The 622-nt window shown below is 60.3% G+C and carries 1 protein-coding gene; it reads right to left on the bottom strand.

The features are described 5' to 3' along the window. A partial coding sequence (locus KCG45_RS15385) for an Ig-like domain-containing protein (RefSeq protein ID WP_218318105.1) occupies window positions 1–622 on the bottom strand: 622 nt, incomplete at both ends.

Genomic DNA, 622 nt, shown 5'->3' with positions numbered 1-622 from the left:
ATTGCCCGAGACATCGAGCGCGATCGTGTCTGCATCATCATCGGTCTGCGCCGCGATCGGCGTTGCTACCACCGGGTCGTCATTGGCCGGAATGACGGTAACAGTGACGGTCGAAGTCGCAAACCCGCCGTTGCCGTCACTAATCTCGTAGGTGATCGTATCGCTGCCGTTGAAGTCGGGATTGGGCGTGTAGGTCAGCGTTCCATCCGCCTCGATCACCACCGTGCCATTGGCTGCTGCCGCAGACGTCACAGTCAGCGGATCACCATCCGAATCGGTGTCGTTCGCCAACACATCGATGTTGACGGCCACGTCCTCATCCGTGGTCGTACTGCTCGGGTTCGCGACCGGCGGATCGTTAACCGGATCGACCGCTACAGTGACGGTGGCGGTTGCGGTGCTGCCATTGCCATCGCTGATCGTGTATGTGATCGTGGTCGGGCCGTTGAAGTTCGGCGCCGGCGTGAAGGTGATCGTACCATCGGGATTGATCACTACAGACCCATCTGGCGAGGTGGCCGATGTGACCGTCAGCGTATCACCGTCGACATCGCTGTCATTGCCGAGCACCCCGATAGTGACCGGCGTATCTTCGTTGGTGGTCGCCGTGTCATCAACCGCG

Source organism: Erythrobacter ani (assembly GCF_019204025.1).
Classification (GTDB): domain Bacteria; phylum Pseudomonadota; class Alphaproteobacteria; order Sphingomonadales; family Sphingomonadaceae; genus Erythrobacter; species Erythrobacter ani.
Note: the sequence above shows the minus strand (reverse complement) of the source record. Positions and strands in the feature narration are given on the sequence as shown.